General features: G+C 69.1%; 17 protein-coding genes. 14 read left to right on the plus strand and 3 right to left on the minus strand.

The features are described 5' to 3' along the window. Positions 1–163: 163 nt before the first annotated feature. The 4 genes from AC1D12_RS10680 (at position 164) to AC1D12_RS10695 (ending at position 3,336) form a co-directional block, all read left to right on the plus strand. Complete coding sequence (locus tag AC1D12_RS10680) at positions 164–724, plus strand: methylated-DNA--[protein]-cysteine S-methyltransferase (protein ID WP_477829440.1); 561 nt, start codon at positions 164–166, stop codon at positions 722–724. Then, positions 721–1,614 (plus strand): DMT family transporter, encoded by an 894-nt coding sequence (locus tag AC1D12_RS10685; protein WP_047511301.1) that lies wholly within the window; start codon positions 721–723, stop codon positions 1,612–1,614. Before AC1D12_RS10680 ends, AC1D12_RS10685 begins: the two co-directional genes overlap by 4 nt. Positions 1,615–1,678: 64 nt before the next feature. Further along, positions 1,679–2,050, plus strand: coding sequence for a helix-turn-helix domain-containing protein (locus tag AC1D12_RS10690; RefSeq protein ID WP_477827679.1), 372 nt, complete (start codon positions 1,679–1,681; stop codon positions 2,048–2,050). Next, on the plus strand, positions 2,047–3,336 hold the full coding sequence (locus AC1D12_RS10695; RefSeq protein ID WP_477840365.1) for a type II toxin-antitoxin system HipA family toxin: 1,290 nt from the start codon (positions 2,047–2,049) through the stop codon (positions 3,334–3,336). Before AC1D12_RS10690 ends, AC1D12_RS10695 begins: the two co-directional genes overlap by 4 nt. Before the next feature lie 511 nt (positions 3,337–3,847). On the opposite strand, the gene AC1D12_RS10700 is transcribed toward AC1D12_RS10695, so the two are convergent. From AC1D12_RS10700 to AC1D12_RS10710, 3 genes are all read right to left on the minus strand, one after another. Next, the gene (locus AC1D12_RS10700) at positions 3,848–4,768 is read right to left on the minus strand and encodes a hypothetical protein (protein ID WP_477840366.1); all 921 of its coding nucleotides are present in this window, start codon (positions 4,766–4,768) and stop codon (positions 3,848–3,850) included. Positions 4,769–4,910: 142 nt separating this feature from the next. Then, positions 4,911–5,885, minus strand: a complete 975-nt coding sequence (locus AC1D12_RS10705) for a DUF2145 domain-containing protein (protein ID WP_477840368.1) — start codon at positions 5,883–5,885, stop codon at positions 4,911–4,913. Further along, positions 5,854–6,336, minus strand: a complete 483-nt coding sequence (locus AC1D12_RS10710; RefSeq protein WP_465114495.1) for a hypothetical protein — start codon at positions 6,334–6,336, stop codon at positions 5,854–5,856. Before AC1D12_RS10710 ends, AC1D12_RS10705 begins: the two co-directional genes overlap by 32 nt. 61 nt (positions 6,337–6,397) lie before the next feature. Here AC1D12_RS10710 and AC1D12_RS10715 point away from each other — a divergent pair, with 61 nt between their 5' ends. The 10 genes from AC1D12_RS10715 to AC1D12_RS10760 form a co-directional block, all read left to right on the plus strand. Further along, complete coding sequence (locus AC1D12_RS10715) at positions 6,398–7,036, plus strand: TetR/AcrR family transcriptional regulator (protein WP_477840370.1); 639 nt, start codon at positions 6,398–6,400, stop codon at positions 7,034–7,036. Between the two features lie 104 nt (positions 7,037–7,140). Further along, positions 7,141–7,545: a VOC family protein gene (locus AC1D12_RS10720; RefSeq protein WP_465114493.1), complete on the plus strand. Its 405-nt coding sequence runs from the start codon at positions 7,141–7,143 to the stop codon at positions 7,543–7,545. A gap of 161 nt (positions 7,546–7,706) precedes the next feature. After that, a complete protein-coding gene (locus AC1D12_RS10725; protein WP_465114492.1) occupies positions 7,707–8,801 on the plus strand; it encodes a GlxA family transcriptional regulator in 1,095 nt (364 codons plus the stop codon). Then, complete coding sequence (locus AC1D12_RS10730) at positions 8,798–9,163, plus strand: hypothetical protein (protein ID WP_477827454.1); 366 nt, start codon at positions 8,798–8,800, stop codon at positions 9,161–9,163. Before AC1D12_RS10725 ends, AC1D12_RS10730 begins: the two co-directional genes overlap by 4 nt. 13 nt (positions 9,164–9,176) lie before the next feature. Continuing rightward, a complete protein-coding gene (locus AC1D12_RS10735) occupies positions 9,177–9,863 on the plus strand; it encodes a biliverdin-producing heme oxygenase (protein ID WP_477840373.1) in 687 nt (228 codons plus the stop codon). Positions 9,864–10,002: 139 nt separating this feature from the next. Next, positions 10,003–10,329 carry an ArsR/SmtB family transcription factor gene (locus AC1D12_RS10740; protein WP_477827455.1) on the plus strand — a complete coding sequence of 109 codons (327 nt, stop codon included), beginning with the start codon at positions 10,003–10,005 and terminating at the stop codon, positions 10,327–10,329. A gap of 20 nt (positions 10,330–10,349) precedes the next feature. After that, a complete protein-coding gene (locus AC1D12_RS10745) occupies positions 10,350–10,832 on the plus strand; it encodes an ArsI/CadI family heavy metal resistance metalloenzyme (protein WP_477827456.1) in 483 nt (160 codons plus the stop codon). A 15-nt stretch (positions 10,833–10,847) separates the two neighbouring features. Further along, positions 10,848–11,537 (plus strand): aquaporin, encoded by a 690-nt coding sequence (locus AC1D12_RS10750; protein ID WP_477827457.1) that lies wholly within the window; start codon positions 10,848–10,850, stop codon positions 11,535–11,537. Further along, complete coding sequence (gene arsC, locus AC1D12_RS10755) at positions 11,530–11,952, plus strand: arsenate reductase (glutaredoxin) (RefSeq protein WP_465114485.1); 423 nt, start codon at positions 11,530–11,532, stop codon at positions 11,950–11,952. The genes AC1D12_RS10750 and arsC overlap by 8 nt, the downstream gene beginning before the upstream one ends. 532 nt (positions 11,953–12,484) lie before the next feature. Beyond that, positions 12,485–13,162 (plus strand): DUF262 domain-containing protein (locus AC1D12_RS10760; RefSeq protein WP_477840375.1); only part of this gene is annotated, 678 nt, incomplete at its 3' end.

Here is a 13,162-nt window from a genome sequence, read left to right on the forward strand (position 1 = left end):
CGATGAAGGCCCTGTTCGGCACGCAGAACCAGCGCGAGGCCGATGYCCGCGCCGAGGCCTGGCGGCCGTGGCGCTCGTATGCGGTGCTCAGGTTGTGGAACAGCCTGGCACCCGTTCCTCCAGCTCTCTCTTCACCTGTTCCTTCCTCTTCCGGAGCAACACCATGAACACTTCCAGCACGCCCGCTACCCTGTCGCGCCGCCTGCAGGCCGTCTGCGTAGCGCAGGCCGCATTCGATTCGCCGCTCGGCCCGATGCTGCTCGCGCGCACCGCGAACGGCGTGGCCGGCATGTGGTTCGACGGCCAGAAGGCGCATCCGGGCGACCTGCCCACCGTGCCGCACGACCCCGATGACCCGTTGCTGAAAGAAGCCGCGCAGCAGCTGCGCGACTACTTCGCCGGCCGGCGCACGCAGTTCGAGCTGCCGCTGGACCTGCAGGGCACGCCGTTCCAGCAGATCGTCTGGCAGGCGCTGCTGCGCATCCCGGCCGGCGGCACCTGCACCTATGCGGCGATCGCACGCGAGGTCGGCGCGCCGCAGGCGGTGCGCGCGGTCGGTGCGGCGGTCGGGCGCAACCCGGTGTCGGTGATCGTGCCGTGCCACCGCGTGCTCGGCCACGACGGCAGCCTCACCGGCTATGCCGGCGGGCTGCACCGCAAGCAGGCGCTGCTGCAGCTCGAAGGCGCTGACGGGGTCCCGGGCCTGCGCGAGGCCACGTCTTGAAGCGCGCCGACGGGATCGAACTGACCGGGCTCGCCGCGATCTGGGGCGCGTCCTTCCTCTTCATGCGCATGGGTGCGGCCGAGTTCGGCCCGGTCGCGCTGGCCGCCGTGCGCGTCTGGGGCGCCACGCTGTTCCTGCTGCCGCTGCTGATGCTGCGCGGCCAGGGCGGCGCACTGCGCACCCACTGGCGGCCGATCTTCATCGTCGGCCTGACGAACTCGGCCCTGCCCTTCCTGTGCTTCAGCTACGCCGCGCTGTCGATCACGGCCGGGCTGTCGTCGATCTTCAACGCGGCCACGCCCTTGTTCGGCGCGCTGATCGCCTGGGGCTGGCTGCGCGACAAGCTGACACCCGCGCGCACGCTGGGCCTGGCGATCGGCTTCCTCGGCGTGCTGTGGCTCGCGTGGGACAAGGCGAGCTTCAAGCCCGGCGCGAGCAGCGGCTGGGCGGTGCTCGCGTGCCTCGCGGCGACGCTGCTGTACGGCTTCTCCGGCAGCTTCACGAAGCGCTTCCTCACCGGCGTGCCGCCGCTCGCGGTCGCCACCGGCAGCCAGCTGTCGTCGGCGCTGGTGCTGGCGGTGCCGGCGCTCGTGTGGTGGCCCGCGGCGATGCCGTCGGCCACCGCCTGGTCGGCCGCCGCGCTGCTGGCGGTCGGCTGCACCGGCATCGCGTACATCCTGTTCTTCCGATTGATCGCCCACATCGGGCCGGCGAACGCGCTGTCGGTCACCTTCCTGATCCCGGTGTTCGCGGTGCTGTGGGGCTGGCTGTTCCTGCACGAAGGCCTGACGCCGCAGATGCTGCTGGGCTGCGCGGTGATCCTGCTCGGCACCAGCCTGACGACCGGCGTGCTGAAGCCGCCTGCCTGGTTTTCCAGACATCCAGCCTGATTTGCATGGTTTTCCATTCAATGTATAGTGAAGCAGTCATTCTGAACAAAATGATTGCTTTGCCATGCAAACTGATGTTTCGTTGCCGGCCCAGCTGAAGGCCTTGCGCCGCGCCGGCGGCCGCTCGCTGGTGAGCCTGGCCGAGCGCACCGGGTTGAGCCGGCTGACGGTGGCCGCGGCCGAGGGCCAGGCCGATGCGCGGCTGTCGACGCTGACGGCGCTGTTCGACGAGCTCGGCTACGTGCTGGTGCCGGTGCCCAAGCCGCTGCTGGCCGAGACGGTCGCGTTCATCGCCAACCAGGGGCAGTCGGTGTCGCTGCCGGCGGGCGTCAGCGCGCCGCTCGGGGTCGGRCAGCAGGCGTTCCAGTACCGCGTCGGCAAGGACGCCAACGCCAACGCCGACATTGACGACGACGACGGCGAGGCGCCCTCGTGAGCCGCAGCGACCCGATCACGATGGCCGAGCTGCGGCTGCACGTGCCCGATGCGGCGCAGCCGCGGCGCATCGGCTGGCTCTCGCAGGTCGGCGACAACATCCGCGTCTCGTTCGACGACGCCTACGTCGGCGACGCAGCGCGGCCGACGCTGTCGCAGCTGTACCGCGGCGCCGGCGAGGCGCAGACGCGTGCGATCCTGAGTGCCGTCAACGACGAGCGCCTGGTGCGCATCGGCCGGCTGCCGGTGTTCTTCGAGAACATGCTGCCCGAGGGGCAYAACCGCGACCGGCTGGCCGAGCGGCGCGGCGTCGAGCGCGACGACGAGTTCGAGTTGCTGGCGGCGGCCGGGCACGACCTGCCCGGCGCGCTGGAGGTGCTGCCGGCGCACGAGGTGCCGACCGGCGTGGTCGAGCTGCATGCGACGAAGCGGCTGGAGCCGCTGCAGCCGTCGGCGGTGGCGGCGCCGGTCGAGGACGGTTTCTCGCTCGGCGGCTTCGTCACGAAGTTCTCGATGGTGCACCGCGGCGCGCGCTACGTGGTGCGCAGCGGCACCGAGGCCGGCGAGGTGCTGGTGAAGCTGCCGTCGACGGCTTACCCGGACCTGGTGCACAACGAGGCCTGCTGCTACCGGCTGGCCGAGGCGGTGGGTGTGCAAACCGCCGGCGCGAGCGCGCGGCCGGTGGCCGAGCTCGATCTGCCCGGCGTCGCGCTGCCGTTCAGCCACTACCTGCACGTGCCGCGCTTCGACCGCCGGCCCTTGCTCGACGGCCGCACGCAGCGCGTGCATTTCGAGGAGCTGACGCAGGCGCTGGGCATCGACAGCCGCCGCAAGTACCGCGACCTGCCGGCCGCGATGCGGGCCTTGCTGGTGCTGCTGAAGCAGTCCCCGGCCAGCGATGTGCACGAGCTCGACGAGGTGTTCCGCCGCTGGACCGCGTATGCGCTGATGGGCAACACCGATGCGCACTCGAAGAACTGGGCGCTGGTGTACGCCGACGGCGTGCACCCGCGGCTCGCGCCGGCCTACGACATGGTCTGCGTCGCCGCGTATTTCGACCCGGCCGACCCGCGCGCGCTGGCGCAGAACCGCAAGATGGATGAATCGCTGCGGGCCTGGGGCGAAGACGCCGCCGAGGCGCTGGCCAAGGCAGCGGGGCTGCTGGCCTTCAACCGCTTCCGGCGCATCGTGCGCGAGACGCGCGAGCGCGCCCGTGCGCGGTGGCCGGCGCTGCTGGCGGACGCGCCGGAACGGGTGGCACGCACGATCACGCAGCGATTGACGTAGGCCTGGGTGCGACGGGGCGCGCGTCGCGGCGGGTGAGGGGMTGGGCTGGGGGCTCAGCTTCGGCGGTCGGCCCTGGCGGGCCGACTCCACGAAGAAGCTCGGCTTCAGGGGTGCATCGCCAAACTCCCGCCGCTCGCTTCGCTCGCTGTGGTCAAACAGTGTCGATGAGTCAGTCCACGAAGCGCGCTGGCGCGCGCCAYCCCYRAAGCCGATCTTCTCCGTCGCCTCAGAAGTCGCCCCCARCCCATCCCCTCACCCGCCGCTCAACACCCACCGCTCTTGTTGGGGGGAAAAGATTGAAGTGACCGACGAGCATGCGAGCGGCCGCGCGCCCGTTCTTCATGGGTTCCTACGAGCAGCTGTTGACCAGATTCCCGAACAGGTGCGCCGAATCGAACGCGAACTCGCCGCGGTAGCTCGCGCCGTCGGCGAGCTCCGCCGGCGTCACGGCGTGCGCAGCGAGGTTCGCGATCGCCAGGGCGATGGCAGCGGGATTCCCTGTCCGGCGACTTCAATGATCCGAGTCGTAGTACAGCGGATCGTCGTGATGGCGCTGCGACGGATAGAAGCTCCCTTGCGGAGGCGTGTTGTAGCTGACGCTGCTGACCGGCTCCGCATACCCGCTCGGCCCGCTGCTGGGCGCCAAGGTCTGCTGATACTGGCTGTGCGGCGTGTAGTACTGGCCGGGATCCTCCGGATGCGGCGCATGCATCGGGAAATCCTGGTTGAACTGCGAGTACATCGCGCCGGCCGCGTCCTCCCCCGAAAGATCCATGTCCGGGTTGTGATGGTGAATCATCGCGGCCGCCCCGCCGGCGGTATACGGCGTCATCGGGAACACCGCCGAGTAGGTGTTCTGGACGCCGCCACGGCCATACCGCGCATTGCGCAGCGGCTGGACGTGCGGCTGCAGGAACACGCCTGCCTGGCCGCGGTAGTTGCGGTCATGCGACGGGTCTTGCGACGACACCACCATCACGGTACCGCCCCGGCTGTCCGGGATGTGCCGGCCCGGGTTGACGACGTAGACGCCGTCGGTGCAGGCCTCACCGCCATCCGGGTCGCCGATGCCTGCATGATGACCCGCATACAGCCCCTGGGCCGCAATGTTGTCGCGGTCGCGCCGGCGCGTCGAGTGGTGGTAGGTCCGGTAGCCCTGCGGGTTCGGCAGGTCGCGCCGCGGCGCCATCGTCGACGCGCTCGGGCGGCGGTAGCCGCCGTCCGACTCGTCGCCCGACGAGATCGAATCGAAGCTGTCGCGCCGGCGACGGCCGCCGCCGCCCGGGATGCCGATCGCCCCCGATCGCGGCGGCGACGCCCCCCATGAATCGCCAGCCGGCCCACGCGAGCGGGCCGGGATGTCGCGGGGCTGGGTACTGGAACCCCCTGAGTACGAGCCGTAGCGCGGCCCGACGCGACCGTAGTCTGGCATGGTGAATTCCTTTCCTCTGGAGTGAATGAGGAATTCAGTATTCGCCTGGCGTCGACACGGATCGTCCCGCTCGAGCGAAGCCATGGGCGGGAAATGCGAAGCACCGCGTCGTCCCCCGGCTGCCGCGCTCTTCAGTCGAACTTCAGTCGAACGCCAGCACCTCGTCGCCCGGTGCCGCCTCGCAGCCCGCACCAAGCGGCTGCCAGCCGCGGCGCACGACGACCTTGCGCTCGTCGTGGCACAGCTCCACCCGTTCGGCCTGCGGCAGCTGCCGGTGCACGAAGGCCTCGACGGCGGCCGGCGTGCTGATGTGCAGCTTCAGCGCGTACAGGTCGTCGAGCGGGTGGTCGTCGACGTGCAGCAGCGGCACGAACTGCGCCGCGAACAGCAGCCCATGCGAGCCGATGTCGACCGGCGCCGGCGCATAGCCCTGCGCCTGCAGCCACTGCTGCGCCTGCTCGCGCGTGACGCTCGCGGCATCGAGGCCGCCCCAGGCGCCGGCGAGCAGCTCCATCACCCACTGGTTGCAGTTCTGGTAGCGCGTGCTGAACGCGTAGGCGTTGGCGCTGTAGCGCGCCGCCAGCAGGTCGAGCGCCAGCCGGCGATCCTGCGAGGCATGGGCGAGCGACGCGCCCTCGGCCTCGGGCAGCAGCACGATCGAGACATGGCCGAGCGACGGCCGGTCGGCACCGAGCAGGAAGCCGGCGACGCCCTGGTCGTACAGCCGGGGCCGCGATTCCTCGCAGGCGTAGTAGAGCTGGCGCACCGACCAGGGGCCGCCGGCATCGGCCTTCAGCAGGATGCCGGCGTGGGAGTAGCGCAGGCCGAAGCGGCTCAGGTCGAGTCCCGACCGCGAGATCACCGCCACGCTGCGGCCCGAGGYGTCGAGCTGCTGCCGCACCAGCGCGGCGAAGCGCAGCAGCTTGTCCTGCTGGCCGGCGTTGATCGCCGCGGGGCGATCACAGAACTGTGAACTGGCGGGGGAACTGGCAGACGAACTGGCGGCCTGCACCGCGCCGACGAGCCCCGCCACCAGCGCGGCGGCCACGACCGCACGGCGGCCGCGCCTGCGCCTCACCGCCGCATCACAGCGTGACGACGCGCGAATCGAGGTCACGCCGCCAGTCGTCGGTCAGCACGAGGAAGAAGGCCTCGCGGGTGTCGACGCGCGCGAACTCGAAGCCGTAGGGGCGCTGGTTCGCCTGCACCAGGTCGCCGGTGCCCAGCGGGCGCGCAGCCAGTGCCTGGCGCGGCAGTTCGAGGATGAACTCGCGCTCGGCCCCCGCCTCGGTGGCGCGCAGCGTCAGTTGCATCATCGCGGGGCGGCCGGCGATTTCCGCCACCTCGGCCACGTCGATCACGCGGTACTGCCCTTCGGCCACTTCCTTGTCGCGCTTGGAGCTGTTGCTCGATCCCTTGATCGAGTCGGAGACGCTGCCGGACGAGGCCGAGCCGGCGCTCGATGCGGAGGAGGCGAAGCTCTCGGCATGGCCGGGCAGCGTGGTGGCCAGGGCCAGGAGCGACAGCGCAGACAGGCAGGCGGCGCGAACGGTGGTCAGGCGGGTCATGGACATCCTTGATGGCTGAGCTCGGCGCAGCATAGCCTACGGCGCGCGAGAATCCACCCCCATGCCCCGCACCCCGTCCCTGACACCCCGCAAGGCCCCCCGGCAGGCCCGTTCGCAGCGCACCGTCGAGACGCTGCTCGAGGCCGCGGCGCAGGTGCTCGAAGCGCGCGGCATGGCCGGCTTCAACACGAATGCGGTGGCGGAGCGCGCGGGCGTCGGCATCGGCTCGCTGTACCAATACTTTCCGTCGAAGGAGGCGCTGACGCTCGGGCTGATGCAGCGCGAAGGCGAACGCTTCCACGCCGAGGCCCACGCCGCGCTGCAGCAGGCCGACGGCAGCGCGGCCTTGCGCGTGCTGATCGCCGCCGCCGTGGCGCAGCAGCTGCGCCGGCCCGAACTGGCACGCCTGCTCGACGTGGAGGAGAGCCGCCCGGAGCTGCGCGCCGCGGTGAGCAAGGGGGCGTTCCGCGCGGTGGTCTCCGAGCTGCTGGGCCGCGCCGACCTGCCCCGCCAGCGCGACCACGAGCTGGCGGTGTCGGATGTCGGCGCCATCGTGCGCGGCATCGTCGACGGCGCCGGCGAGCGCGGCGAGACCGACGAGGCGGGGCTGCGGCGGCTCGTCGAGGCGGCCGTCTTCGGCTACCTGCGGCTGGCGGCCGACGGCCCCGAAAGCGAGTCGGACATCGCGAGTCCCCGCTGAGCCCCCTGCGCGGCCCGAGGCTGCCGCCCGGGCGCCGATGCGAGTAGAGCGAATGGCGCCCGCTTCCTACGATGCCCTCCTTTCTCACCACGAGGCATCGCCCCATGAACGACATCACCACCGCGATGAAGCTCAACCACCTGAGCTTCCCTTCGAACGACCTCGCCGCGACGACGCGCTTCTTCGAGCAGCGGCTCGGCTGCACCACCAGCAGCCCCCACCCGGGCTACAACATCCTGAAGCGGCCGGGCTTCGACATCGTGCTCGAGCAGGCGCAGGGCTTCGAGGTCGACTGGCCGCACAACTTCCACATCGGCTTCGAGCTGCCGACCGCCGAGGACGTGCGCACGCTGTACGCGCGCTTCAAGGCCGACGGCATCGAAATGCAGGTCGAGCTGGTCAAGAGCCCGCGCGGCACGCGCTTCTTCTGCGTCGCGCCGGGCGGCCTGCTGGTCGAAATCAACACCCGGGAAGACGCGCCTGAAGCCGTCCGCAAGACGATGACTTGACGGCTCGCGGGAGAACCCATCCATCGGTTCAGGCCAATACGACCTCCATTCGCGCCAAGGGAGGTCGATGTGCAAAAAATTGCACAGTCAGATCCCACACTAGCCGGAGAAGATAGAACCAGTTACGAACAGCAACAAAGTTGGGACAGGGGGTCAAAAAAATGGAAGCCATCTCGGATGTGCGATGCATCGCCGTGCTCGTGCCGGACGGATCGAGCATCGTCAGCGTGGCCGGTCCGGCCGAAGTCTTCACCGTCGCCAATGCCGTGCTGGCACGCGCCGATCGGCCACCGGCCTACCGCGTGACCAGCGTCTCGCGGCGCGGCGGCCTGGTCGGCACCTCGTCGGGGCTGGCGCTGCAGACGGCGCCGCTGGAGACGCTCACGCCGGCCGGCATCGACACGCTGCTGGTGTGCGGCGGCCCGGAGATCGGGCCCGTGCTGCGCGATGCCGTGCTGATCGACTGGATCGGCCAGGTCGCACCGAAGGCGGCACGGGTCGGCTCGATCGGCACCGGCTCGTTCCTGCTGGCCGCCGCGGGCCTGTTGAATGGCAAGCGCGCGGTCACGCTGGCGGGTCATGGCGACGATTTCAGAACGCGCTATCCGCGCGTGCAGCTGGACGACGACCCGATCTACGTGCAAGCCGGAAAGGTGTGGACGGCCGCCGGCATGACGGCCGGCATCGACATGGCGCTCGCGCTGGTGCGGGCCGACCTGGGCCCGCAGATCGGCCTGGACGTGGCGCGCGAGCTGGTGGTGTTCATGGCGCGCTCGGGCAGCCAGGCGCAGCGCAGCACCTTGCTGAACCTGCAGGAGCGCCTCGCGCAGCGCGGTGCCGACAGCATGCTGACCGACCTGCTCGGCTGGGTCGCGACGCGGCTGAGCCAGCCCACCACCGTGACCGACATGGCCGGGCGCGCCGGCATGAGCCCGCGCAATTTCGCGCGCTTCTTCGTGCGCAGCACCGGGCAGACGCCGGCCAAGGTGGTGGAGCAGTTGCGCGTCGAGCGCGCCTGCCACCTGCTGGAGGCCTCGCCGGTGTCGATCAAGGCGATCGCGGCGCAGAGCGGTTTCGTCGACGACGAGCGCATGCGCCGCGCCTTCGTGCGCCAGGTCGGCTGCACGCCGGCCGAGTACCGCGCCCGGCTGGGCGGCTTCGATGCGCCGGGGCGCAAGGCGAACTCGGGGCAACGCCACCTGCGCCGGGCGCCCTTGCCTGCGCAGGAGGCCCGCTCGCAAGGAGAACCCGCATGATCGAGCTGCTGATCTGGCTGGGCAGTGCGGCGGTGTTCCTCGCGGCCGGCGTGGCCGCCGGCTGGCATTTCGGCCGGGCACGCGAGATGAAGCGCGTGTCGCAGCGCGTATCGATCGTGCTGGGGCAGGTGGAGCGCCGGCACAAGAAGGAGCTGGGCCGCTTCCAGGCCGGCTTCGCAAAGCAGGCCCGGGAGCTGAAGGAGGCCCGCGCGAAGCAGCACCTGCGCGAGGCGGCCCACAGCCTGGCGCAGGCCCAGGCGCAAGCGCAGGCCCACGCGCAGGGCCGCTCACCGGCGCCGAAGCAGACGCTTTCCGAGCACGGCTTCGCGCCCACGCAGCCGATGCGGCATGCCAACCACTGAGCCGCGCGCGCCCATGCACAACCCCTACATCGCCCTGCAGTTTCCGACCGTGCCGGCACCGATCGTGCCGCAGCCGTCGCGCCGGACCCTGACGCAGCGGCTCAGCGAGGACGCCGGCTTCCTGCACGACTACCTGCGCGATGGCCTGAACCTGATCGAGCCGTTCAAGACCACCGAGCACTACGCCGGCTTCCTGACGGTGCAGTACCACATGCTGGGCGACGTGCGGCGGCTGTATGCCGATGAAGAGGTCTGGCAGGTCATCCCCGACCCCGGCCTGGCCGATGCGGAGCGCGCGAGCCGCATGGAGGCCGACCTGYACGACCTGGAGGCCTGGCCGCCCCACCCGCGCTCGTCGCCGGCACCGGCGACGCACGGCCTCGGGTTGATGGAGGCGCTGGGCTGGGTGCATGCGAGCGAGGGCCTGATGCTGAGCCTGGACTTGATGGCGCAGACGCAGCACCTCGGCGAGCACCTGGGCCTGGACGAGACGAACGGCGGGCGGCACCTGCTCGCACCATTGGGCAGCCGCACGCGCGCGTGGCGCAGCCTCGCGCAGGCGCTCGACTCGGCCCGCGTCTCCGAGGAGCAGGGCAGCGCCTTCGTCGCCGGTGCGAGCCTCGCGTACCACCGGTTCGACGAGCTGCTGTCGCTCGCGCTGCGGCCGCGCGCCGACACCGAGCCGGCGACGATGAGCTGAAGCCTCGACCGGCTGCTTGAGGCAGGCCCGGACGACCGAGGCGAGCGCGTCCAGGTCGGCCTGCCCCTGTGGCGGTCGGCGATCACGTCGCGGCGCCGGGAACGTGGCAACTGTTTCATATTTCTCGTATAGTCGGCTCATGGAACAAGAAGCCGTCATTCGAGCGCTTGCCGCGCTGGCCCACCCGCTGCGACTCGAGGTCTTCCGCGCCTTGGTGGTCGCCGGCCCGAGCGGCCTGACGCCCGGCGTGATGAGCGAAGGGCTCGGGACCGTTCCGACGACGCTGTCCTTCCACCTCAAGGAACTGATGGGCGCGGGACTGGTGACGCAGGAGCGCGTCAGCCGGCACCTCGTCTACCGCGCCGCGTACGACCAGATGAACGGCGTCATCGGTTTCCTCACCGAGAACTGCTGCGCAGGCGAGGCCTGCGCGGTGCCGCCCGAGTCCGCCAGGTGCGGATGTTGACCCACCCCCAGGAGCCCGCAATGAAGCGATTTCACGTCCATGCCCATGTGCAAGACCTGCAGGCGAGCATCGCCTTCTATTCGAAGATGTTCTCCGCGGAGCCGACCCGCGTCGAGAGCGACTACGCCAAGTGGATGATCGAGGATCCTCGCATCAACTTCGCGATCTCGACGCGCGGCAGCGCCCCCGGTGTCGACCACCTCGGCATCCAGGCGGACACCGAGGAAGAACTCGCCGCGCTGAAGTCGAGCGCGGAGGCCGCCGGCATGACGCTGCTCGATGTCGGCGAGACGAGTTGCTGCTATGCGCGCAGCGACAAGTACTGGGTGACCGACCCGCAAGGCATCGCGTGGGAGCAGTTCCGCACGCTGGGCAACATCCCGGTGTTCAGCGAGAAGCCGAAGGTCGAGGCGTCCGAGGCGGCTGCATGCTGCGCGAACGCCGCTCCGCGCGGGAAGCCGGTGGGCATTCCCGTCGCCGCTGCGCCGTCGGCGTGCTGCTGATTGGCTGCCCGCGAGATGAAAAGCCTGCCCCGGCGCGCACTGGTCGAGTTCATCGGAACCGGCCTGCTGCTGGCCGTCGTGATCGGCTCCGGCGTGATGGCAGAGCGCCTGGCCGGCGGCAATGTCGCGTTGGCGTTGCTCGCCAACGCGCTGGCGACCGTCGGCGGCCTGTACGTGCTGATCGTGGTGTTCGGTCCGACAAGCGGTGCGCACTTCAATCCCTCGGTGTCGCTGGCGATGGCCGCCCTCGGCCGAYTGCCCCGGCTCGACCTCATCGCCTATGGCTGCGCGCAACTGCTGGGTGCGATGGCCGGAGCCTGGCTCGCTCACGCGATGTTTGACCTGCCGCTGCTGCAGGTATCTGCCAAGGTCCGCAGCGGGCCCGGCCAATGGCTCGCCGAAGGGGTAGCCACCGCCGGCTTGCTCATCGTCATCCTGAGAACACCACCGTCTCGCGTTGCCGCCGCCGTCGCCGCCTACATCGGCGCGGCGTACTGGTTCACCGCGTCGACATCGTTCGCCAACCCGGCAGCCGTCGTGGGGCGCATGCTGAGCGACACCTTCGCGGGCATCTCGCCGCCCAGCGCACCCGCGTTCATCGCGGCAGAGCTGGCCGGCGCCGGAGTCGCGCTCGCCCTGCATGGCTGGCTCGGACCCGACACACCCTTGGCTCAAGACCCGGCAAGGCCCGACCACCATGGATGACATCACGATCTATCACAACCCTGCCTGCGGGACCTCGCGCAACACGCTCGCGCTCATCCGGCATGCCGGCTTCGAACCCACCGTCGTCGAGTACCTGAAGACACCCCCGACGAAGGATCGCCTGCGCGAGTTGGTGGCCGCGACCGGCCAGCCGGTGCGCGCGCTGTTGCGCGAGAAGGGGACACCCTTCGCCGAACTGAAGCTCGATGAACCGCATTGGACGGATGAAGAGTTGATCGACTTCATCCAGCGGCATCCCATCCTGCTGAATCGGCCCATCGTCGTCTCGCGCCTGGGCACGGCGCTGTGCCGGCCTTCGGAGAAGGTGCTCGCGCTGCTCCCCGTGGCCCAATTGCCGCCGTTCACGAAGGAAGACGGCGAAGTGGTGGTCGACGATGGCGTGCGTCGGGGGTAGTCAAAGAGCCCAAGGAAGCCCCCGGGCATATTCCGTCAATCGGCTGGCGTGGATCACACCAGCCCGCCGACCCAGAAAGCGGAAAAGCCCTTGCAACTCATTGAGCTGCAAGGGCTTTTTGTTGGCGGAGTGGACGGGGCTCGAACCCGCGACCCCCGGCGTGACAGGCCGATGCGCGGAGTGAGCATTGRCGCGGGTTTGCGCGCGATTCGGCATTCCAAAGAACGCGCGTTTGCTGTCAGTCTAGCCCGGTGCTTGACACGCGAATTCCAAATAATCTGGTCGCCGTGCTCCGCGCGCTCCGCAAAGCCGCAAGACCGGGACATCCGCGCAAGGATCCGGTCGCGATCGATGGGACGCGAACCTGTGCCAGGGCGCTATCGAGCACTGCTGAGCATTCATCCCCCCAGCGAAACGTCGCGCGACACGCCGCTGCGCTGAGCAGATCGCCGACCTCCTGCGTAGCGCAGCGAAAGCGCCGAAGAGGGCGATGCGCCGTACTAGACTACAAAGTCAACAAACCGGGCCAGAAATGCCGTCTCTACTCGAACAGTATCGGATTGCGGACTTCCTTGACTGGCACAAGGAGAAGCGCCTGGAGCTGAATCCGAGCTTCCAACGCGGAAGCGTATGGACACCCGCTGCTCGCTCCTACCTAATCGATAGCGTTCTGCGCARGCTACCAATTCCAAAGGTGTACCTGCGTACCAARATTGACGTCGCCACTAAGAAAACGGTGCGTGAGGTAGTGGATGGGCAACAGCGCCTGCGGGCAATCATCGAGTTCGCTGACGACAAGTTCGCGCTGACAAAGCGTGCAGGTGAGTTTGTAGGGGCCAAATATTCGACTCTCGCTCCTGAATTGCAGGAAGCCTTCCTCGGATATCCGATTGCCGTCGACCAGTTGCTCAACTCAAGTGATACCGATGTACTTGAGGTTTTCTCTCGCTTGAACTCTTACAGCGTCGCACTCAACCCTGCAGAAAAGCGCCACGCGAAGTACCAAGGGGAACTTAAATGGTATGTTAGAAAGGCATCAACGGACTGGGCCAAACTGTGGGAGCAGTTTTCAATTCTGTCCACACGCGACCGTGTTCGCATGCAAGACGATTCTCTTGTTGCGGAGATGCTTGGCTACTTGCTAGAAGGGGTTGGAGATGGTGCACAAACAGACATAGATGCTTTGTACAAAAAATATGATGATCAATTC

This window comes from Rhizobacter sp. P1_G5 (assembly GCF_056405435.1).

Coding starts and splice junctions, on each gene's coding strand:
- AC1D12_RS10730 (WP_477827454.1), top strand. CDS start 8,798: ATGATCGAGCTGCTGATCTGGCTGGGCAGTGCGGCGGTGTTCCTCGCG.
- AC1D12_RS10725 (WP_465114492.1), top strand. CDS start 7,707: ATGGAAGCCATCTCGGATGTGCGATGCATCGCCGTGCTCGTGCCGGAC.
- AC1D12_RS10680 (WP_477829440.1), top strand. CDS start 164: ATGAACACTTCCAGCACGCCCGCTACCCTGTCGCGCCGCCTGCAGGCC.
- AC1D12_RS10720 (WP_465114493.1), top strand. CDS start 7,141: ATGAACGACATCACCACCGCGATGAAGCTCAACCACCTGAGCTTCCCT.
- arsC (WP_465114485.1), top strand. CDS start 11,530: ATGGATGACATCACGATCTATCACAACCCTGCCTGCGGGACCTCGCGC.
- AC1D12_RS10740 (WP_477827455.1), top strand. CDS start 10,003: ATGGAACAAGAAGCCGTCATTCGAGCGCTTGCCGCGCTGGCCCACCCG.
- AC1D12_RS10745 (WP_477827456.1), top strand. CDS start 10,350: ATGAAGCGATTTCACGTCCATGCCCATGTGCAAGACCTGCAGGCGAGC.
- AC1D12_RS10710 (WP_465114495.1), bottom strand. CDS start 6,336: ATGACCCGCCTGACCACCGTTCGCGCCGCCTGCCTGTCTGCGCTGTCG.
- AC1D12_RS10700 (WP_477840366.1), bottom strand. CDS start 4,768: ATGCCAGACTACGGTCGCGTCGGGCCGCGCTACGGCTCGTACTCAGGG.
- AC1D12_RS10715 (WP_477840370.1), top strand. CDS start 6,398: ATGCCCCGCACCCCGTCCCTGACACCCCGCAAGGCCCCCCGGCAGGCC.